Source organism: Robiginitalea rubriflava (assembly GCF_052540725.1).
The window spans coordinates 2,193,230-2,214,657 of the sequence record NZ_CP199309.1; the positions used below are offsets into that span (position 1 = coordinate 2,193,230).

At 47.8% G+C, this 21,428-nt stretch carries 17 protein-coding genes; 9 read left to right on the forward strand and 8 right to left on the reverse strand.

Annotation, left to right across the window (positions count from 1 at the left end):
* Together ACT6NU_RS09970 and ACT6NU_RS09975 are read left to right on the forward strand one after the other, a co-directional pair.
* Window positions 1-1,764, forward strand: a complete 1,764-nt coding sequence (locus ACT6NU_RS09970) for a TonB-dependent receptor (protein WP_445381524.1) — start codon at window positions 1-3, stop codon at window positions 1,762-1,764.
* 150 nt (window positions 1,765-1,914) lie between these two features.
* Window positions 1,915-3,003, forward strand: a complete 1,089-nt coding sequence (locus tag ACT6NU_RS09975; protein WP_445381525.1) for an OmpA family protein — start codon at window positions 1,915-1,917, stop codon at window positions 3,001-3,003.
* A 78-nt stretch (window positions 3,004-3,081) separates the two neighbouring features.
* On the opposite strand, the gene ACT6NU_RS09980 is transcribed toward ACT6NU_RS09975, so the two are convergent.
* Entirely contained in the window at window positions 3,082-3,621 is a 540-nt protein-coding gene (locus ACT6NU_RS09980; protein ID WP_445381526.1) for a DUF2911 domain-containing protein, read from the reverse strand.
* A 237-nt stretch (window positions 3,622-3,858) separates the two neighbouring features.
* Here ACT6NU_RS09980 and asnB point away from each other — a divergent pair, with 237 nt between their 5' ends.
* The 3 genes from asnB to ACT6NU_RS09995 all read left to right on the forward strand — a co-directional run bounded on the left by asnB (window position 3,859) and on the right by ACT6NU_RS09995 (window position 8,792).
* A complete protein-coding gene (asnB, locus tag ACT6NU_RS09985; protein WP_445381527.1) occupies window positions 3,859-5,529 on the forward strand; it encodes an asparagine synthase B in 1,671 nt (556 codons plus the stop codon).
* 242 nt (window positions 5,530-5,771) lie between these two features.
* Entirely contained in the window at window positions 5,772-7,712 is a 1,941-nt protein-coding gene (gene gyrB, locus ACT6NU_RS09990; RefSeq protein ID WP_445381528.1) for a DNA topoisomerase (ATP-hydrolyzing) subunit B, read from the forward strand.
* Window positions 7,713-7,784: 72 nt separating this feature from the next.
* Window positions 7,785-8,792, forward strand: a complete 1,008-nt coding sequence (locus ACT6NU_RS09995) for a DUF6588 family protein (protein WP_445381529.1) — start codon at window positions 7,785-7,787, stop codon at window positions 8,790-8,792.
* A gap of 75 nt (window positions 8,793-8,867) precedes the next feature.
* Here ACT6NU_RS09995 and ACT6NU_RS10000 read toward each other — a convergent pair whose 3' ends face one another.
* Window positions 8,868-9,236, reverse strand: a complete 369-nt coding sequence (locus ACT6NU_RS10000) for a hypothetical protein (RefSeq protein WP_445381530.1) — start codon at window positions 9,234-9,236, stop codon at window positions 8,868-8,870.
* A 232-nt stretch (window positions 9,237-9,468) separates the two neighbouring features.
* Between ACT6NU_RS10000 and ACT6NU_RS10005 the strand changes: the two genes are divergently transcribed.
* Both ACT6NU_RS10005 and secDF read left to right on the forward strand, forming a co-directional pair.
* On the forward strand, window positions 9,469-10,395 hold the full coding sequence (locus tag ACT6NU_RS10005) for a malate dehydrogenase (RefSeq protein WP_445381531.1): 927 nt from the start codon (window positions 9,469-9,471) through the stop codon (window positions 10,393-10,395).
* A 224-nt stretch (window positions 10,396-10,619) separates the two neighbouring features.
* Window positions 10,620-13,571, forward strand: a complete 2,952-nt coding sequence (secDF, locus tag ACT6NU_RS10010) for a protein translocase subunit SecDF (protein ID WP_445381532.1) — start codon at window positions 10,620-10,622, stop codon at window positions 13,569-13,571.
* A gap of 87 nt (window positions 13,572-13,658) precedes the next feature.
* On the opposite strand, the gene ACT6NU_RS10015 is transcribed toward secDF, so the two are convergent.
* Entirely contained in the window at window positions 13,659-14,894 is a 1,236-nt protein-coding gene (locus ACT6NU_RS10015; protein ID WP_445381533.1) for an ATP-binding cassette domain-containing protein, read from the reverse strand.
* Between the two features lie 235 nt (window positions 14,895-15,129).
* On the opposite strand from ACT6NU_RS10015, the gene ACT6NU_RS10020 reads away from it, so the two are divergent.
* The gene (locus ACT6NU_RS10020; protein ID WP_445381534.1) at window positions 15,130-15,339 is read left to right on the forward strand and encodes a YgaP family membrane protein; all 210 of its coding nucleotides are present in this window, start codon (window positions 15,130-15,132) and stop codon (window positions 15,337-15,339) included.
* A gap of 91 nt (window positions 15,340-15,430) precedes the next feature.
* Here the strand turns inward: ACT6NU_RS10020 and ACT6NU_RS10025 are convergent, their stop codons facing one another.
* From ACT6NU_RS10025 to folE, 5 genes are all read right to left on the reverse strand, one after another.
* Window positions 15,431-15,916, reverse strand: coding sequence for a DUF192 domain-containing protein (locus tag ACT6NU_RS10025; RefSeq protein WP_445381535.1), 486 nt, complete (start codon window positions 15,914-15,916; stop codon window positions 15,431-15,433).
* 4 nt (window positions 15,917-15,920) lie between these two features.
* A complete protein-coding gene (lgt, locus tag ACT6NU_RS10030) occupies window positions 15,921-16,883 on the reverse strand; it encodes a prolipoprotein diacylglyceryl transferase (protein WP_445381536.1) in 963 nt (320 codons plus the stop codon).
* A 92-nt stretch (window positions 16,884-16,975) separates the two neighbouring features.
* Complete coding sequence (gene yidD, locus ACT6NU_RS10035; RefSeq protein ID WP_445381537.1) at window positions 16,976-17,206, reverse strand: membrane protein insertion efficiency factor YidD; 231 nt, start codon at window positions 17,204-17,206, stop codon at window positions 16,976-16,978.
* Window positions 17,207-17,225: 19 nt separating this feature from the next.
* The gene (gene cysS, locus ACT6NU_RS10040; RefSeq protein ID WP_445381538.1) at window positions 17,226-18,704 is read right to left on the reverse strand and encodes a cysteine--tRNA ligase; all 1,479 of its coding nucleotides are present in this window, start codon (window positions 18,702-18,704) and stop codon (window positions 17,226-17,228) included.
* Window positions 18,705-18,715: 11 nt separating this feature from the next.
* Entirely contained in the window at window positions 18,716-19,396 is a 681-nt protein-coding gene (folE, locus tag ACT6NU_RS10045; protein WP_445381539.1) for a GTP cyclohydrolase I FolE, read from the reverse strand.
* Window positions 19,397-19,534: 138 nt separating this feature from the next.
* On the opposite strand from folE, the gene ACT6NU_RS10050 reads away from it, so the two are divergent.
* Entirely contained in the window at window positions 19,535-21,340 is a 1,806-nt protein-coding gene (locus ACT6NU_RS10050; protein WP_445381540.1) for a T9SS type B sorting domain-containing protein, read from the forward strand.
* Window positions 21,341-21,428 lie beyond the last annotated feature (88 nt).

The window sequence follows — 21,428 nt, forward strand, 5'->3', positions numbered from 1 at the left end:
ATGAGAATTAGAAAGATATCTGCATTAAAAAAAGGACTCCTCTGCACGGCACTGCTCATGGTCTTTGGGGCAACTGCGCAGGAGGATGAACTGGGTACCGAAACGGTAACTGTGGTGCGCCCATACACCCCTTCAGTCTCGGATGCCTTCAAAATAAAAACACTACCCAGCCTGAATGATTCAATTATCCTTCAGAAAAAGCCCATTCGCTACAGCATTTTCTCAGTGCCTGTGGCTTCCACCTTTACCCCTGCAAAGGGGAGTGCGGCCAGTGTTAAAAAGGTAGCTCCGGAAAAAATCTTCAATAGTTATGCGGCCGTTGGCCTGGGTAATTACAACAATGCCCTGCTGGATTTTTACAGCAGTAAAGGCTTTGATCGCGGGGCACAGCGCCTCGACGTAGGCCTGAACCACCATTCCTCCAGAGGGGAGATAGACAATACGGTGCTGGATACGGATTTTTACAATACGGGCCTGGACCTGACCTATTCTAAAAGGGACCGGGATATGCAGTGGAGCATAGGAGGTGGCTTGGAACACAGGCGATACAACTGGTACGGTCTTCCTGAAGCCGGCTTCGATGAGGCAACCATTTCCGCCATTGATGAATCTCAGGATTATTTCAATGCACAGCTGGAGGGACAACTGGGCTTTGAGGATGCATACCTCAAAGAGGCCACGCTGCTGGCAAGGCACTTTTGGGATGGGGTGCAATCTGCAGAAAACCGTTTAATAGTAAATCCCAAACTGGAGTTTCCCATAACGGAAGAGACTTTTTCCCTGGGGCTTAAACTGGACTATGTGGACGGCAGCTTTGAAAACGCCGACCTCAATAACCTGCAGAATAATGCGCCAATTGCTTACAGGTATTTTCAGGCAGGGGTGCACCCCAGCCTCTTGTTATTGCGGGATGATTTGAAGATTCACCTGGGGGCCCGCCTGGTTTATGGCCTTGACGCGGAGAACGACGAAAATAACTTTTATATCTATCCGGTGGTCCGGGCTTCTTATGCCCTGCTAGACGAAATGGCCATTGTTTACGGGGGGGTAGAAGGGGAACTCCGGCAAAACAGTTATTACGATTTCAGCCAGGAGAACCCATATGTTTCCCCTACGCTCATGGTAATGCCCACAGACCGGCAGTATGAGGCCTATGCAGGCCTGCGGGGCCAGCTGAGCCCCAACCTGAGTTATGACCTGAAAGGATCTTATACAGCCGAAAATTTCCGCCCCCTGTTCTATCTGAATCCCATCAATGAGTCCAGGACAGACGAGAAGGGATACAATTACGGGAATTCATTCAGGCTTTTTTATGACGATCTGAAAACCCTGGGGGTTTTTGGGGAATTGGAGTTTTCATTTAACCGGAATTTCAGCCTTGGGCTCAATGCGGCCATTTACGATTACGATACCGAAACGGACAACCCGGCCTGGAACCTGCCGGATATTGAAGGCTCCCTCTTTCTGGATTACCAGATAGGAGAGCAGTGGTATATGGGGGCGAACCTGTTTTATATCGGGCAGCGGGAAGATTACCAGGCGGTTGCCCAGGCAGGGCTCAGCCCGGAGGAGTTTTCCTTTGTGATTCGCAACCTGGATGCCTTTTTTGATGCCAATGCCCATGTAGGCTACCATTTAAATGAACAGCTTTCAATCTTTGCCCGTTTTAGCAACATCGCTAATAATTCCTATCAGCGCTGGGCAAATTTCAGGGTGCAGGGTTTCCAGGCCCTGGCCGGGATCAGTTATAAGTTTGACCTATGATTTAGGTCCTTCTGTAGCTTTTTTTGACGTTTTATCGCCAGCTAAGGGGTCCGGAGGCTGTTTTTCTTAAGTTTGTATGGCTTGCGATCAGGCAATAGAGATATGCAAACAGCTAATTCCAGATATTGTTTTCTGTGGACGCTGGGTTTTATGTGTTCGATTTTTTCTTTAAACGCACAGAACCTGATTCCCAATCCGGGTTTTGAGACCCTTATAGAGTGTCCTTCCCAGCTTGGAAATTTTGAAAGGGATGTACCCGAATGGAATACCCCAACCCTGGGTACCACCGATTATTTTCACAATTGCAGCGGGCCCATGGGGACGCCCGAAAATTTCAACGGAGAACAACCGGCAATAGAAGGTGCCGGATATGCAGGGTTTTATGGCTATGCCCCGGAAGACTATCGGGAGTACCTGCAGACCCGTTTGTTGTCTACCCTGACAGAAGGGGTGGAATACGAACTTTCATTCTGGGTTAGCCTTGCGGAGCGATCGGATTATGCTCTGCGCGAATTCGGGCTGCTCTTTTCGCAGGAACCTCTGGATTTTCTGACCCGTAAGACCCTTTCCAAAAAACATTGGTACAGTATTTCGGAAAATCAATACCACTATCAGGAAGTGGGCTATCCCACTTACGTAAATGACACAGAAGAATGGTTGCAGGTCAAAACGACTTTTGTTGCCAAAGGTTTTGAGCGACACCTGTCCATCGGAAACTTTAAGACCAATAAAAAAACGCGTACAACAAAACGAAAGAAAAATGCAAGCCGGGGGGCCTATTACTATATTGACCATTTCAGCCTGCAGCCAACGGGAGGCGGCAGGGCGGTTGCCGATTCGGACCCCTTAGCCCGGGAAATTAAAACCTATTCCCTGGACAGCACCCAGGTTTTCAATTCGCTGCTGTTTGAGTTTGATACACATCGCCTGAGCCAGTCCGGGGAAAGGGAACTCCGTAACCTCTATGAATTTCTGAGTCAGGATTCCAGCCTTACCCTTTCCTTAAGCGGTCATACGGACAACTGGGGCAATGCGGATTACAATCAACGCTTATCTGAGCTGCGTTGTCTGGAGGTGGCCGGGTTTCTGCAAAAAATAGGGCTGGAGCCCCAGCGCATCCAATGGAAGGGATACGGGGCCGGGCAGCCATTGTTCCCGAATACCACGGCCGAATTGCGCAGGCGCAACAGGAGGGTGGAGTTCCTGATTGGGCGAAATCACTTCACAGAAGAGGAGTGATAAGTCCCTTAACCCCTTAGCCGTAAATAAAAAAGCAGCCTGCAGGCTGCTTTTGAATAAGTTGGATAAAACGAATGCTTACATGGTAATGGGTACTGCCACACGTGTTTTGTCCCATCCCATTATCATGTGTACGCCATCGGCTACTTCTTTAAAGGCGATGGAAAATGCCTCAAGGGACTCGGCGTCGTCGTTCACAGGTACACTTACCCGGGCTACATCGGCTCCTTCATCATAGGAATAGGCGCCCCACTGGTTTAAATTTTTATTGAGGATTACAGTCCATTCGGAACGTCCTGGGATAGTAAACAGGGAATAAGTTCCTGCCGGAATGTTTTTCCCTCCAAAATTGACGTCTTTGTAGAATACGATCTCCGGTGCCTCATTGGCTCCGGTTCGCCATACCTGTCCCTCAGGTGCCAGGTCAGCCATTGCCCTTCCTTTTAACTGAGGGCGGCTGTAAGTAATGCGGACCGCTTTGTCTGATACCCTGTAGCTGCTGGGGAAAGAAGCAATATCAAGTGGGCTTTTATCCATGCCGCTGAATTCCTGTGCCTGGGTATTGGTGGTGAAAATCATTGCAAGGGCAATGAAGGATAGTGTTAAGATGTTTTTCATGATAAAATTTTTGATTTGTTAAAACTACGGTCTTTTTGTGAGGCCTTTTTCTAAAAAGTCGTTAAAATTTGGACAACTTACAGTTTGACCCGAATACACATTAATCAGGTTTTATATATTACATAATAGCATAATATACTGTTATTAAGTTATAAATAATAATCATATATTCATTTTATATTTATATATAACAATATTATACGCATATTTACCTTCATAATGATATAATTAGATGTTATGTGCGGAATTGTTTGTGCTTTTGAACTTAAGGAACCGGCTGAGGGACTCAGGCCGCAAATGCTGGAGATGTCTCGTAAAATAAGGCATCGTGGTCCGGACTGGAGTGGAATTTACGACTCGGGTAAGGCAATCCTGACCCATGAACGACTGGCTATTGTAGACCCGGCTTCGGGCAAGCAGCCACTTGTTAGCCCTGACGGACAACTCATTCTGGCTGCCAACGGCGAGATCTATAACCACCGCCAATTGCGAAAGCAGTTTGAGGGTAAATATAGTTTTAAAACCGAATCGGATTGTGAAGTGATCCTGGCCCTGTATCAGGAGAAAGGGGCTGATTTCCTGGACGAGCTCAACGGGATTTTTGGTTTTGCCATATACGATAGCGCCAGGGATGAATATTTTATCGCCAGGGACCACATGGGCATCATTCCATTATATATCGGCTGGGATAAAAACGGAACCTTTTATGTCGCCTCTGAATTAAAGGCTCTGGAAGGGCATTGCACCCGTATAGAACTCTTTCCGCCGGGGCATTACATGCGCCGGGCAGATGAAGGGTTTATTCGCTGGTATAAAAGGGACTGGCGGGAATATGAGGCGGTTGCGGAAAACAAAACGGATATAAGTGCCCTGCGAGAAGCACTGGAGGCGGCGGTACATCGCCAGCTTATGTCTGATGTTCCCTATGGGGTTTTGTTGTCTGGGGGCCTGGATTCTTCCATAACCTCGGCCATTGCCAAAAAATATGCCAAGATGCGCATTGAGTCTGATGATACCACGGATGCCTGGTGGCCACAATTGCATTCCTTTTCCGTTGGCCTGGAGGGGTCCCCGGACCTGGCAGCTGCCCGCAAGGTTGCAGACCATATCGGGACGGTACATCACGAAATCAAATTTACCATACAGGAGGGCCTGGACGCCTTGCGGGATGTTATTTACCAATTGGAAACCTACGATATAACCACTATACGCGCATCCACTCCTATGTATCTGATGGCCCGGGTAATCAAATCCATGGGGATCAAAATGGTACTGTCCGGAGAAGGGGCCGATGAACTCTTCGGGGGCTACCTTTACTTTCACAAAGCGCCCGGACCCCGTGATTTCCATGAAGAAACGGTACGCAAACTGGATAAGCTGCATATGTACGATTGCCTGCGTGCCAATAAATCCCTTGCAGCCTGGGGAATAGAAGGAAGGGTGCCCTTTCTGGATAAGGAATTTATGGATGTGGCCATGCGCATCAACCCCAAAGACAAGATGATCAACGGGGAGCGGATGGAGAAATGGGTTCTGCGCAAGGCTTTTGAAGATTATCTGCCGGAGAGTGTTGCCTGGAGGCAAAAAGAACAGTTTTCAGACGGGGTGGGGTATAGCTGGATTGATACCTTAAAGGAATTAGTGGCTGCAGAGGTAAGCGATGAGCAACTGGCAAATGCCCGTTTCCGCTTTCCCATCCAAACCCCCACCACCAAAGAGGAATACTATTACCGCAGCATTTTTGAGGGTCATTTCCCAAGTGATGCAGCGGCCCTGAGCGTGCCGCAGGAGCCCTCTGTTGCCTGTAGTACCAAGATTGCACTGGAATGGGATGAAGCCTTTCGCAATATGAACGACCCCTCGGGAAGGGCAGTTTCCAGGGTCCACAGCGATGCTTATGTCAAATAAAGGATAAACGGGCAGTTACCGGTTAGGGCCAGCTTGAAATGCAGTAGAATGAGTCGTAAAAAAGTGCTGTTAAAACCGGCACTTTTTTTATGGCTCCCATACTGAACATTCCCCCTTGTTTTTCCACAAATTTTGTTGATAACTTCCCTGGTCTAAATTGAGCTAAAACCCAGTAAATGCGGGGGTATTTGCTATATTTGTAGGATTGCAGAATTACAGGCAAACACAACTCAAAACGAACGATGAGCGAAGAACTAAAAAGCAAAAAATATTCGGCCGATAGTATTCAGGCGCTGGAAGGTATTGAACACGTGCGAATGCGTCCCTCCATGTACATTGGAGACGTGGGTGTCAGGGGGCTGCACCATCTGGTCTACGAGGTGGTGGATAACTCCATTGACGAAGCCATGGGCGGGCATTGCGACACTATATCCGTAACCATAAACGAAGACAACTCCATAACCGTTGAGGACAACGGGAGGGGAATCCCCGTGGATTTACATAAGAAAGAAGGTGTTTCAGCCCTGGAAGTAGTAATGACTAAAATCGGTGCCGGAGGGAAATTTGACAAAGATTCCTACAAGGTATCCGGTGGATTGCACGGGGTAGGGGTATCTGTTGTAAATGCTCTTTCAAACCATCTGAAGGCCACTGTACACCGCGACGGGAAAATTTGGGAGCAGGAGTACGAAAGGGGAAAAAGCATGTATCCTGTAAAAAGCGTGGGGACATCCGATAAGAACGGGACTGTCGTTACCTTCCATCCGGATGAATTGATCTTTACCCAGACCATAGAATTCAGTTATGATACCCTTGCCAACCGGATGCGGGAACTGGCCTACCTGAACAAGGGGGTTAAAATCAGTATTACGGACCGGCGGCACAAAGAAAAGGATGGGGAATTTGTCTCCGAAGAGTTTAGTTCTGAAGAGGGGCTTAAGGAATTTATCCGATTCCTGGACGGGAACCGGGAGCCTCTGATCAAGGAGGTGATCGCCATGGAGGGGGAGAAGAATGACATTCCGGTGGAGGTTGCCATGGTATACAATAATTCTTATACTGAGAACCTGCATTCGTATGTAAACAATATAAACACCCATGAAGGGGGGACGCATTTGTCCGGTTTCAGAAGGGGGCTCACAACCACCTTAAAAAAGTATGCGGATAATTCAGGCATGCTGGATAAGGTGAAGTTTGAGGTTGCCGGGGATGATTTCCGGGAAGGGCTTACTGCCATTGTCTCGGTAAAAGTTGCAGAACCCCAGTTTGAAGGGCAGACCAAAACGAAACTGGGAAACCGGGAAGTATCTGCAGCTGTTAGCCAGGCGGTTTCCGAGATGCTTACCAATTACCTGGAAGAGAACCCGGACGACGCAAAACTAATCGTTCAGAAGGTAATCCTGGCTGCACAAGCCAGGCATGCGGCAGCCAAGGCCCGCGAAATGGTTCAAAGGAAAAACCCTATGGGCGGAGGCGGCCTGCCCGGGAAACTGGCGGATTGCTCCGATCAGGACCCCGAGCGATGTGAGATCTTCCTGGTAGAGGGAGATTCTGCGGGAGGAACGGCCAAGATGGGCCGAGACCGGAATTTCCAGGCGATCCTGCCACTCAGGGGGAAAATCCTCAATGTGGAAAAGGCCATGCAGCACAAGGTTTTTGAAAATGAGGAGATCAAAAATATCTATACCGCCCTGGGAGTCACCATCGGAACAGAAGAAGACAGCAAAGCCCTTAACCTTGAAAAACTCCGTTACCACAAAGTGGTTATAATGTGTGATGCGGATGTGGATGGAAGCCATATTGAGACGCTCATTCTGACCTTCTTCTTCCGCTACATGCGGGAATTAGTGGAAAACGGGCACGTCTATATTGCCACGCCACCGCTTTACCTAGTTAAGAAAGGGAACAAAAAACGCTATGCCTGGAACGATAAAGAACGGGATGAAATTGCGGAAAGCTACAGCGGCGGTGTGAGTATACAACGTTACAAAGGTCTTGGGGAGATGAATGCGGAACAACTCTGGGAAACCACCATGAATCCGGAGAACCGAACCCTCAGGCAGGTTACCATAGACAATGCAACGGAATCCGACCGGATCTTCAGCATGCTTATGGGAGATGAGGTACCTCCCCGAAGGGAATTTATTGAGCGAAATGCCGTTTATGCCAATATTGACGTATAATATTCGGAAATTCACAACAAAAACCCCGGTATACCACCGGGGTTTTTTAGTTTTATAAAAAATAACACAATCATGAAGAAACTATTTGTAGCATTGGGATTGCTTTGCACGGTATCATCGGCCTGGTCTCAATCCAACATCAATGACCTCCTTGCAGCCGGGGTGGAAGATGCTGAACGCTTCACCACGGATTACCTCTCACCCATATCAGAAGGCGTACTTTACAGCCTTGCGGGATCCTGGATCAATACAGGTGAAGCCAAACCTCTTGGAGGCTTCGAGATTTCTATTGTAGGATCCATGTCTGGCTTTAAAAATAAGGACGATAAGAAATCCTTTGTAATGGATATTGCCGATTATGAGAGCCTTCGATTTGAAGATGGGAGTCCTTCCAAAACCGTTGCCTCCGCCCTTGGGGATATTCAGGGGATCAACGTGGTTATCGAAGATGAAAACGGTCTGTTTTCAGAAAGTTTTGAATTACCCAGCGGACTGGCCTCAGAGGATATCAATTTTATTCCGGCTGGTTTCATTCAGGGATCTGTAGGACTCATTAAGGGAACAGAAGTAAAAGTCCGTTTTCTGCCAAAAATCAAAACAGATGATGTGGCAGTGAGCCTTTATGGATTTGGAGTACTGCACGATTTTACCTCCCATCTGCCGGCAGACAAGCTCCTTCCGGTTGCTATTTCAGGATTCATAGGTTATACCCGCCTGAACGGAGACTATAATTTTACGGATACCAATTTCATTGACGGTGAGAACCAGCGTATCGAAAACCGCTTCAATGCCTGGAATTTTCAGGCTATTGTGGCCACTAAATTGCCGGTAATCAATTTTTACGGAGCCCTGGGCTACATCAGCGGGAAGTCCGAAACGGATGTGCTGGGTACGTATACGGTTACTTCAGGCCCATTTCAGACCACCTATGAGGATCCTTTTTCCATCACAAAGAAAACCAGCGGTGCTTCTGCTACGGTAGGAACCAAATTAAAAGTCGGATTTTTCCGCCTGCATGCAGATTATACCCTGGCCGCCTTCAATACCTTTACGGTGGGCGCACATTTCGGATTCAGATAAAACAGACATTTACAACCTAAAAAAAGCCCGGTTCAAAACCGGGCTTTTTTATTTATAGAGTGATAAGATTTGGGTCTATTCTCTCAGGGCCAGAATGCCCCCCTCAAGGTCTTCCAGAAGTATGATTTCTTCATTTTCTTTGATGGTGGCCCGGTCTGCGGCACGGTCCAGGCCCGGGTATTCTATGGTGTAAACGCCCTGCTGTGCTTCCCATCTGAAATCGGTTTGTTCGATTATCTGGTTGCCGTTATAGCGATGGTACCGGCCCAGGTAGGCATCGTTAAAGATCCATTCTTCCCTCATCAGCTGGCTGCTGGCATCACTTTGCTCAATTTGGGTCTTGGCCCAGATACCGATAACCGGATCGTTGTTTTCAGGAATCTCACTACATCCTCCTGTGATCAGGAGTACCAAAAGAAAGGCTAAGCCTGTTATGCGTCGCATATCATTTCAGATTTGGGGTTAAAATGGCAACGAGTCCTCACGGGCAATATTGTTTTTTTTCGACCTATGACAGGCCGACAGCCTGTATTTTCGATGAACGGAGCTCTTAGGCCATCCCAGGAGGGGGTTAAAACTCTCTTGGATTCAGGCTTTTTCAGGGAGTGTATCGCTCGGATTTTAGCTTAATTTTCCGTAATTTTGCAGTCTTCGAAATACCATAAAAACCATATATATGAAAGTTACAATAGTTGGAGCGGGAGCAGTAGGTGCGAGCTGCGCGGAATACATTGCCATTAAGAATTTTGCTTCGGAAGTAGTCTTGCTGGATATCAAGGAAGGCGTTGCCGAAGGGAAAGCCATGGACCTGATGCAATGCGCCTCTCTGAACGGATTTGATACACGTATCGTTGGAACTACCAACGATTACTCCAAAACTGCAGGGAGCGATATTGCGGTAATTACTTCCGGTATCCCCAGAAAACCAGGAATGACCCGTGAAGAACTGATCGGGATCAATGCGGGAATCGTCCAGACGGTTTCCTCCAATTTACTGGAACACTCCCCGAATACCATTGTAATTGTGGTGAGCAACCCAATGGATACCATGACCTATCTGGTTCATAAAACCACCAGCCTCCCTAAAAACCGCATTATTGGAATGGGAGGCGCCCTGGATAGTGCCCGCTTTAAATACCGGCTGGCAGAAGCCATGGAAGCCCCTATTTCAGATATTGACGGAATGGTAATCGGGGGGCATAGCGACACCGGGATGGTACCCCTCACCAGCCATGCAACACGAAACAGCATCAGGGTTTCTGAGTTCCTTTCGGAGGAGCGATTGCAGCAGGTGGCTGAAGACACCAAAGTAGGGGGGGCAACCCTTACTAAATTGCTCGGAACCAGCGCCTGGTATGCCCCGGGAGCTGCAGTCTCTGCCCTGGTTCAGGCAATTGCCTGCGACCAGAAAAAAATGTTCCCCTGTTCTGCATTATTGGAAGGAGAATACGGGCTCAACGACTTGTGTATAGGAGTTCCGGTCTTGCTTGGCCGAAAAGGGATCGAGCAGATTGTGGAAATTGAATTATCAGAGGCCGAAAAGTCGAAAATGAAAGAAAGTGCCGCAGGGGTTTCAAAAACTAACGGCCTTCTCGAGGTTTAATTCAGGCATTACTAAATACCAAAGCATCCCGGAGGCATCCGGGATGCTTTTTTGTTTGAAATCAGAAAGGACACAGGCCAAACTAAGGCGGACAATAAGTGAAAGCATGAATTGGCCGGGCAGCGCTATAAATACTTGTATTTAATTGGCAAATCTTAGTGGAAATGATATATTTGCACGCTGTTTGCAAAAACCATCATAAATTTCAGATAATACCATAACTCATGCAGAATAAAGGACTTATAAGGCTGTTTGCCTTGCTGTTCGGACTCGTCAGTATTTACCAGTTATCCTATACGTTTATCACTTCCAAAATTGAATCGGATGCTGAATCATTTGCGGCAGCTTCTGTACCAGCTTCAGAAGAAGATTATGTAGCTAAAAGGGAAATGGCGGAAGCCCGGTACCTGGACTCTATCGCCAAAAATCCTATCCTTGGATTTACCTCATACGAGGAAGCAAAGAAAAAGGAACTGAACAAGGGACTCGACCTGAAAGGCGGAATTAATGTGACCCTTCAAATTTCTGTTAAGGACATACTGAAAGGTCTTGCCAATAATACCAAGAACCCGGTTTTTAATAAAGCCCTTGCCGATGCAGATAATGCCTCCAAGAATAGTGACGAGACTTATCTGGAATTGTTTTTTGATGCTTTTGACAACATAAAAGGGGACACCAAACTGGCTTCCCCGGATATTTTTGCAAACAAGGGGCTGAGTGACGAGATCAATTTTGAAATGAACGATGAGCAGGTAAAGCCTGTCATCCGCAGAAAGGTGGATGAGTCGGTTATTTCTGCCTTTGAGGTCCTCAGGGAACGTATAGATGGCTTTGGGGTTACCCAGCCGAATATACAAAGGGAAGGAAATTCCGGGCGTATCCTGGTTGAATTACCGGGTGCCCGTGATATCGCCAGAGCTCAGGACTTGCTTTCAAGTACTGCTCAGCTCGAATTCTGGGAGACCTATGAACCTCAGAACCAGAGCCTCTACAACTTCTTTATTCAGGTGAACGAAGAGCTGAAGTCTGTAGTGGAGGTAGAACAAGCCCCTGAGAAAGAAGGCTCGGAGATTGACTCCCTCTTATCGGATGTAAACCAGGATTCTCTGGACCTGGCCAATCAGGTTAATCCGCTGTTCGAGAAATTACAGATTCCCGGTCCTGGATATGCTATCGGGATTGCGGCAATAAAAGATACTGCACAGATTGGGGAATGGCTCCGTATGCCGCAAATGCGCCGCTTGTTGCCCACCGATGTCCAGTTTACAAAATTTTTATGGGAGCGTCCTTCCCAGGATTCAGAGGTGGCGGCACTTTTCGCCCTTAAATCTAACCGTGACGGGGTACCGCGTATGAGCGGAGACGTTGTTAGTGATGCTCGCGACCAGTTTGACCAGTTCAACCGCCCATCTGTGGGAATGGACATGAACGTTCGGGGTGCCCGTGAATGGCAGCAGCTTACCAATGAGGCGAACCTGAATAATACGGGTATCGCTATTGTGTTGGATAATAAAGTTTACACCGCTCCCGGAGTCTCCCAGAAGGGAGGGATTGCCGGGGGTAGTTCTGAAATTTCCGGTGCCTTTACGGTAACTGAAACCAAGGATATTGCAAACGTACTCAGGGCAGGTAAACTTCCGGCTTCGGCAGAAATCATAGACTCATTCGTGGTAGGGCCTTCCCTCGGACAAGAGGCGATAGACAGTGGTTTTATGTCCTTCCTTATTGCGATGATCTTCGTCCTGATATGGATGGTTTTCTATTACGGGAAAGCGGGTATCTTTTCAGACATAGCGCTGATCTTTAACATTGTACTGATTTTTGGTGTACTGGCCAGTCTGGGTGCTGTACTGACCCTACCCGGGATTGCAGGTATTGTACTGACTATAGGGATGTCTGTGGATGCGAACGTACTGATCTACGAACGGATTCGGGAAGAGTTGCAGAAAGGCAAAGGGATGTCCCAGGCAGTAAATGATGGTTTCGGCCATGCACTTTCCTCCATTTTAGATGCCAACATCACCACCGGGCTCACTGCCCTGATCTTGCTGGTCTTCGGATCCGGGCCGATCAAAGGTTTTGCAACAACCCTGATCATCGGTATTCTGACCTCCCTGTTTACGGCTATATTCGTAACGCGACTGTTAATCGAAAAATACCTTTCCAAGCGGGGACGCAAACTGGACTTTTCCACGAGTATTACCAAAGGCCTATTCCAGAACCTCAATATAGATTTCCTGGCCAAGCGTAAGATCGCTTATGTAATTTCAGGGATATTGCTGATTGCAGGTACAGCCTCCCTGTTTACAAAAGGCCTTGACCAGGGAGTGGATTTTGTTGGGGGGCGTAATTACCAGATCCGCTTTGTGAACCCTGTAAGTCCCACGGAAATAACCAGTGAACTTACTGAAGTACTGGGAAGTGCCAGTGCAAAGACCTTTGGGGATGCCAACCAGATAATGGTTACTACCAAATACAAGGTAGACGTTCAGGGGACCGAGGTTGATGACGAGATACTCGGGATCCTTTTCAATTCGCTGCAAAAATACCTTCCGGACGGGGCTTCTTATGAAGATTTTGTTCCCGGCGGAACCAATGAAGACATCGGAGTGATGAAATACCGAAAGGTAGGGCCCACTATTGCTGATGATATTAAAAAGAATGCAGTCTGGGCTGTTATTGGTTCCCTGGCGGTCGTGTTCCTTTACATCCTGCTGCGATTCCGGAAATGGCAGTTTTCACTGGGTGCTGTAGTTGCTGTATTCCATGACGTATTGATCGTTCTTGGGGTTTTCTCAGCTACCTCAGCCCTGATGCCTTTCAGTATGGAAATAGACCAGGCCTTTATAGCGGCCATCCTGACAGTGATCGGTTATTCCCTCAACGATACGGTGGTAGTGTTCGACCGAATCCGTGAGATCATTAACGAGAAAGGCTGGAAAGGCGGAGCAAACACCAACGAAGCCCTGAACAGTACTCTGAGCAGGACCTTGAACACCTCCCTCACAACTCTGGTGGTGCTCCTGTCCATCTTTATATTTGGCGGGGAGACCTTACGCGGGTTTATGTTTGCAATGATTGTAGGGGTTATTGTGGGTACCTATTCCTCCCTCTTTATAGCAACTCCAGTAATGTTTGACACACTGAGCCGTAAGTTGTCCAGAGGAAAAAAATAATAGTCTGGTAATTGAATTAAAAAAGCTGCAGGCACTCGCTTGCAGCTTTTTTTTATGTTTATGAGGACCCTTGCTGATCAGCTTGTTTCAGCTCATTTGTCTTCCCAGGGACCCTTCTTCCGAGGGGGTTAATTCAAATATATATTGGCCGGATAATCCCGGTTCTATCCGATGTGAAACAAATACAATGGCTGATTTGCTTTGCACAGCCATTTTGTTTACCAACTCAGTTACCCATGCGGCAGCTGTATCGTCCAGCCCGGCGGTTGGCTCGTCCAGAATAAGTAAGGGGGGATGCTTTACCATTGCCCTGGCACAGAGTAAAAGGCGTTTTTCACCCTCAGAGAGGGAGCGGAAGCTTTCATGCCTCCTGGGGTACCAACCCAGTAGTTTTAACCATTGTGCGGCCAGCTGCAGCTGAAGGTCTGAAGGTTTTACATACAGCCCGATAGAGTCCATAAAGCCGGAGATGAGCATATTTTCGAGGCTATGGTTACCCCTGAAACGGTCGGTAACAGCAGGGGTAAAATAGCCTATCTTTTCTTTGATCTCCCAGATACTTTCTCCGCTGCCCTTGGGACGGCCGAATAAGGCTATTTGCTGACCATAAGCCTTGGGGTTTTCCCCCGTAATCATAGTAATCAGGCTGGTTTTACCACTGCCATTGGCTCCCCGCAGTTCCCAGAAGTCGCCCTGCCTGATCTTCCAGTTTATTTCCTTTAAAATGGGCTGCCCGTGGTAAGCAAGGTTTACGTCTTTAAAGGAAACGAGTATTTCGGGGAGCTTCTCCAAAGCTTGCAAAGGAGGTGGAATAGGGCCACTAAGTGCTGAAGCTGCTGTTTTGACCGGATGATAATCGGGAAAACCAACGAGCATGCCATTGTCCAGAAAACAGGATTGCTGCATGCAGCTGAGTGTATCAGCTGCCCGGCTAATAAATTGAATAAGTATTTTTTTATCAGATAGCGCCAGCAAATCTTTTTTCAGTACTTCCCTGAAATCTTTGTCCAGGTTGTCAAAGGGATTGTCCAGCAGCAGGTAGTCCGGGTCTGCGGCTAAAATATGCCTCAGCAATGCTTTTTTACGTTCTCCACTGGAAAAGCTGGCCAGTTTTCGCTGCCCGGGGAGTTCCAGGCCGGAACGTTCGTGAAGGGCTTCTTCCTCAAGTAATTCGGCTATGCGGGTATTAGAAAAAAGGACGCCTTTCAGGCCTTTGAGAAATTGCAGTTCCTCTGGCGGATTGCCTTTCAGCAATTGGTTCGCAAACTGCTTTTTCCTGGAGCGATTGTCCGTATAAATAGCCGTATGTACCGTCTTTTGCATATGTTGGCCGGATTCAGCAGCTGTAATTTACAAATCCGTTTGGGAATTCCGTAACAGGCAATCATTTCGGGGCTAAAAATATGATATATATCACTGCACGGGCCGGGGAAACACCCTACTTTTATGAGGATGAATAAAAAAGCACTAAAGCTGATCGGGGTATGCCTGCTGTGTCTGGGCCTGATCAGCCTTGTGGTTTTTGCAGTCGAAAAATGGTTTATCTAAAAAAGAAAAAATGAAAAAAAATATGGGTGCTGCGGACCGGGTGATCCGCCTGTTAGTTGCTGTAATAATTGGATTTTTGTATTACACCGGAGCTGTTTCCGGAACCCTGGCAATTGTATTGCTGGTGCTGGCCGGAATTTTTGTATTAACCAGTTTTATTAGTTTTTGCCCCCTTTATGCCCCATTTGGGATTTCTACCTGTTCCATAAAAAAAGACTAATTCCCTTTTTTAGAGTACAATTGGGAATGCGTTTTATCCACAAGGGTGATGGGGAGGAAGCAACAGTATTGATGGCTGTTGCCTCAGGCGCCTATTTGCTTTTATCAAAGCTGATCAGGTCTCCTTCCTGAATACCCCATTGGTCTGACAGGCCTGCATTTACTTCCAGAACGTAACGGGCTGGGTTGCCTGAAGGGATGCCATTGTCATTGAGCGGTTCCGTATTACGGGCGATACTGATCACTTCCAGGTCCTGATTGATAAAGAGAATATCCAGAGAAATAAGGGTGTTTTTCATATAGAATGAGCGGGGTTGCTCATTCTCAAAGATAAAGAGCATCCCCTGGTCTTCCTGCATAGATTTTCGGTACATCAGGCCGGTTTCCCTTTCATAGGGAGTCTCGGCAATTTCTATATCGATTTCCTGCAGCAGGCTGTCTGTCTCGCCGTCAAAGATGGAAAGACTCCCTTCCCGGCTAAAGTGGATTTCATCCGTAGGTAAAACCTGTTTAGCTTCTTCCCTGCACTGTACCAGAGCCAAGCCCAGCAGTACGAAGGCCAGTTTAAAATACCTCATTGATTTAACCTGCATGGGAAGCGCTTTTGCGGAACATAAAATAAAAGCCTATCAGGATAAATGGCAGACTCAGCCATTGCCCTGTGGAGAGCAGGCCGAGGCTTTCCTCGAAGCCCCCCTGGCTCTTTTTTACAAATTCTATAAAGAAGCGGATGGTCCATAACAAGACCAGGAACAATCCAAAGAGATAACCGGGCTGGTCTTTCTTGTTTGTTTTCCAGTACAAATAATACAACACCACAAATACGGCTATGTACAAAACCCCTTCATATAACTGTGCGGGATGCCGGTATGGGATCGCTTGCAGCGCCTCGGCAAATGCCGGATTGTCTTCAAGGGCGTGGTAAGCGGCATTTGGATTATTTTCATTGGTTATGGCCATGGCCCGGCTGGCGGGCATATCATCAGAATCCCTTACAAAGCGTGTGGCCAGGAAAAAGGATGCATCCGTAATTTTACCGTTGATTTCAGAATTAAAGAAATTGCCCAGTCGAACGAAAAAGGCCCCTATGGCAACGGGGATCACTACGCGATCCAATATTCCGAGTAATTTGAAGGATTTGTATTTGCGTGTAAAAAGGTACATCCCAATTATGACTCCTATGGCGGCCCCGTGGCTGGCCAGCCCGGTAAACCCTGTAAATTCATAGCCATTGATAATACCGAAAAGACTGCTGCCGGCGCGTTCGCGAATGGGAAGTAAAATTTCAAGGAGGTGATTTTTGTAATAAGCCCAGTCGTAAAAAAACACATGGCCCAGGCGGGCGCCCAGCATGGTCGCCAGGACCGTATAGATGAAGAGAGAATCCAGTTCTTCACGGGAACGCTGTTCCCGATCAAAAATACGCTTCATAAGATACCACCCCACTGCAAAAGCCGCAATCCAGAGCAGATTGTAATATTTGATTTGCAGAACACCCAGCTTAAAAAGGGTATCATCCGGATTCCAGGTAAAACCTAAAAACATAGTCCAAATTTTTGAGTGGCTAAGTTAAGAAAATAGGGTGAGGGGCAGCACATTTAATCTCGGACTTAACAGGATTGACGGATTACTGTTTGTCAGGGAACCGGATCGTATCCGGAACCCCCAAACGGATTGCAGCTCAGGATACGTTTTAGTGAAAGCCAGCCCCCTTTAAACAGGCCGTGTTTTTTTAAAGCTTCCAGGGTATACTGGGAACAGGTAGGGGAGTAGCGGCAACTCGGGGGAGTAAGCGGAGAAATATAGCGCTGGTAAATACGGACCAGCCATATAAACGGTTTTACCCAAATATTTTCCGATCCTGCCACTACTGGAGGTATTTAAATTTTATAGGGAGAAGGTCGTTCCTTCCTTACTGTCTTTAAGCTGTATTCCAAGGGCTCCAAGGGCATCACGGATCTCATCCGATGTCTGGTAATCCTTATTGGCCCTTGCCTTGTTCCTGAGGTCTATCAGCAATTTTACCGTTCCCTCCAGTTTTTCGCTGCCATCGGCATCAACGGCAGACTTTTCAATCCCGAGGACCTCATAGATAAATGAATCCATGGCTTTCTGCAGGGCAATACGGTCTGCGCGGCTCAGGCTTTGTTTGCCATCCCGTACCAGGTAGATTGCCTTTACGGCTTCGAAGAGCTGCGCTATCAGCACCGGGGTGTTGAAATCGTCATTCATGGCGTCATAGCAGCGCTGCTTCCAGGCTTTCATGTCAAAACTGGACCGTTCCCCTTCCGGAAGGTCCCGGAGCACATCCATGGCATCCATAAGGCGCATATATCCTTTTTCAGCAGCCAGCAGGGCGTCGTCGCTCAGGTCCAGGATACTGGTGTAATGGGCCTGCATCATAAAAAAGCGAACCACAGCAGGGGAGAAGGGTTTGCTGAGGATATCGTTTTCCCCTGAAAAAATTTCAAGGGGCAAGAGGTTGTTCCCGGTGGATTTTGCCATTTTCTTCCCGTTGAGGGTCAGCATGTTGGCATGCAGCCAGTATTTTACAGGAGACTTGTCGTTACTGGCCTCGGCCTGGGCAATTTCGCATTCGTGATGCGGGAATTTCAGGTCCATTCCCCCGCCGTGGATGTCAAAAGTTTCCCCAAGATATTTGGTGCTCATAACGGTGCACTCCAGATGCCAGCCCGGAAAGCCTTCACCCCAGGGAGACGGCCATCGCATAATATGCTGGGGTTCCGCCTTTTTCCACAAAGCAAAATCCTGGGGGTTTTTCTTTTCCTCCTGGGCCGTTAATTCACGGGTATTGGCGATCATGTCTTCCAGCTTTCGGCCGCTCAGTTTCCCGTATTGATAATCTTTGTTGAATTTCTGTACATCAAAGTAGACGGAACCGTTTTTTTCATAGGCATACCCTTTATCCAGGATGACCTTGATTATTTCGATCTGTTCCACAATGTGGCCGGTTGCCGTGGGTTCTATACTGGGTGGTAAAAAATTGAACTTCTGCAGGATGTTATGGAAATCAACTGTATATCGCTGAACCACTTCCATTGGCTCAATTTTTTCCAGGCGCGCTTTTTTGGCGATTTTATCCTCGCCCTGTTCCGCATCGTCTTCCAGATGCCCCGCATCTGTTATATTTCGTACATACCTAACCTTGTAGCCCAGGTGCTTGAGGTAGCGGAAGATCATATCAAAGGACATAAAAGTCCTGCAGTTGCCCAAATGAACGTTGCTGTAAACTGTGGGCCCACAGACATACATACCAACATGTCCCTCGTTTATGGGTTCAAAAACTTCTTTTTTACCGCTCAGGGAATTGGTTACGCGTATTTGTTGGTCTTGGTAAAGGGCCATTTGTAGTTGCCTTAAAATTCCGTTTCCAGTTTTATATAGTCCAGAAATTCCTGTCGTACTTCTTTTTCCTTGAACCGCCCCCCGTATTCCGCGGTTACCGTGCTGCTGTCTACATCCCGTATACCACGCGAATTCACGCAGAGGTGCTTGGCGTCAATCACACAGGCCACATCATCTGTTCCCAGTACGCGCTGCAATTCCCTGACAATTTGTATGTTCATCCGTTCCTGTACCTGAGGGCGCTTGGCGAAATAGTCTACAATCCGGTTCATTTTGGAGAGGCCCACCACGGAGCCATTGGAAATGTATCCAATATGGGCTTTTCCCACAATAGGGAGCAGATGGTGTTCGCAGGTACTGTAAACGGTAATGTTTTTTTCCACCAGCATTTCCCCGTACTTGTACTTGTTGTTAAAGGTGGACGATTTTGGCCGCCTTTCCGGGTGCAGCCCTCCGAATACCTCCTTAACGTACATTTTGGCAACCCGGTTCGGAGTTCCGTTCAGGCTGTCATCGCTAAGGTCAAGGCCCAGGGTTAGCATGATATCCCTTACACTTTCGGAAATGCGCTCTATTTTCTCCTGATCACTCAGCAGGAAAGCATCCTCCCGGATGGGCGTCTGCTCAGCCGTTGAAAAATGGTCGTTATCAAAGGATTCTTTTGAAGGCTCCAGGCCAGAATTTATTTTCATTCGTTCATCACTTTTCAAGTGGCAAAGATATACATAATATGGCACTTTATGACCCGTTTTCCCGGCTACACAACATAAATTCGTATTAAGGCAACCTGGCGTGTATTTTAGTGGATGTCATACGTATAGACCAGAAAAATGCAGCCAAAATTATGGCTTATCGGGATCTTATTCCTGGGAATTCTGAATATCCTGAACGGACAGATTTCCCAGGACTGCAGCACTGCTATACCCATATGCAGTAATACCCCCGTCAATGGAGGTACAGACGGCTTTGGTACGGATGACTTTTCCGGAGCCGACCGCAGCGGATGCCTGCTGGAGACCACTACAGGGTTTATAGAATCTAATTCTGCCTGGTACCGCTTTCGTACAAATGCCAGCGGGCAATTGGGGTTTAATATCGGATTTGACTCCAGTGAAGACTGGGATTTTGCGCTTTACCGCGCCTCGGATTGTAATAACCTGGGAGATCCGGTCCGCTGTAATTTTTTCGATAATTCCGAATCCCGAACCTATATGGGTGTGGGGGAAGACCCCGGGGGTGCTACGGATACCTTTTTATACGAACCCTGGCTCGATGTGGTCCCGGGGGAGGACTACTACCTGCTGATCAATAATTTCAGCAATACGAATTCGGGATTCTCCATACAATTTTCCGGGAACATTTTTGAGACCAACCCAAATGACGCTCTTGATTGTTCCATTATAGATAATCTTTTAGGCCCGCCGCTGGCGGTTTGTGAGGGCGAACTGGTGCAGCTAGATGCCACTACTGCCAATGCAGTGAGTTACCAGTGGTTTTCGGATACCGGATCCGGGTTTACGCCTATTGCCGGGGCAACAGCCGCCACCTACCAGCCTCTTACTTCAGCCCTCTATCGCGTACAGGTCAACACCTCCGATCCATCCCAGATTATCAGTGATGTACAGGTAGCCTTCAGTCCATCTCCCACAACCTATTCGCTCACAGATGAAGTGGTTTGCGCAGATATGGGCAGTTTCGATTTGAGCCTAAAAAATACCGAGGCCCTGGGCTCGCAGGATCCGGATGCTTTCAGGCTCAGCTACCACCTCAGTCAGGCAGCTGCAGACTCCGGAACAGGAGCACTGCCTGTATCCTGGCCGCTCAACCCCGGGCTGTACACCATTTATGTGAGGACTAGCTCGCAGACCAACCCAAACTGTTTTGACACCTCACAGCAATTCAACCTGGAGGTGCTTGCAATGCCCCAATTGCTATTTGCCGAAGAAGTCTTTATTTGCGAGAATGGCGGAGTCGCCCAAATCGGGGAACTCAATCCGGAAATAGGGGTTTCGTACTCCTGGGACACCGGGGAGACTACGTCCTCTTTAAATGTCAGCAGTCCGGGGAGCTATACCTTAACAGCCAGTCGCACGCAATCGGGAACCAACTGTGTTGTGCAACGGACCGTTGCGGTTGTCGCTTCCACGCCTCCCAGCATAGATGAGGTATTGATAGAAGATCTTCAGGTGGCCAATCGGGTCACCATAACTACCTATGCCATTGGTGATTTTGAATATGCCCTGGACGATGGTCCTTTTCAGAGCAGCCCTGTTTTCAGCGAGGTTTTCGCAGGATCCCATCAGTTGTATATGAGGGATAGTCTGGGATGCGGAACGGTATCAGAAACCATCACTGTAGTTGGCTACAATGCTTTCTTTACTCCCAATGCTGATGGTAGCAATGATTTCTGGCGAATAGAGGGACTTGAAGAACTTTCCAATCCGGTGGTCTATATTTTTGACCGCTATGGAAAATTGCTGAAGCAACTCAGCCCAGACGATCCGGGCTGGGATGGTACTTTCAGGGGGAATCCCCTGCCCGCATCTGATTACTGGTTCCGCCTGAACTATACAAACCAGCTGGGGGAACGCGTGGAAGCCAAATTCCTCAACGCTCACTTCAGCTTAAAGCGATAAAGTCCGGGAGTTAGCTGTATTTGATCGATTAAGGGTCAAAAAACCCGCCAAATTCATACTAAAAAAGCTTCCTTGAAGTTATACTATA